The sequence below is a fragment of the Flavobacterium stagni genome (assembly GCF_004122105.1).
GTDB classification, from domain to species: Bacteria; Bacteroidota; Bacteroidia; order Flavobacteriales; family Flavobacteriaceae; genus Flavobacterium; species Flavobacterium stagni.
The window spans coordinates 1-285 of sequence record NZ_SBKN01000028.1 but is presented as its reverse complement, the minus strand read 5'-3'; the positions used below and the strand labels follow the sequence as shown (position 1 = coordinate 285).

The 285-nt window shown below is 46.7% G+C and carries 1 protein-coding gene; it reads right to left on the bottom strand.

The window, feature by feature from the left end; all coding sequences use genetic code 11:
• A partial coding sequence (locus EQG61_RS13720) for a T9SS type B sorting domain-containing protein (protein ID WP_129462513.1) occupies positions 1-285 on the bottom strand: 285 nt, incomplete at both ends.

Genomic DNA, 285 nt, shown 5'->3' with positions numbered 1-285 from the left:
TGCCGTAGCGGTCAAAGATGTAAATCTTCGCGGTGGTGTTTTGCAACCCAACAATATTCCACGTATCGTGAATACCGTCCCCATTCGGAGTGAAGTAATGCGGATAATCGATAATCGATACCCCACTAATCACCAACGGATCACAACTGTTGTCCATGCCTCCTTCAGTATCCCAAACCGTGATGGTATGTTCGCCCAACGGTACATTTTCAAAGACATTCGAGATTTGTCTCGGACCGTCGTCTAAGCTGAAGACATAGCTACCATAACCCGTTACATTCACCG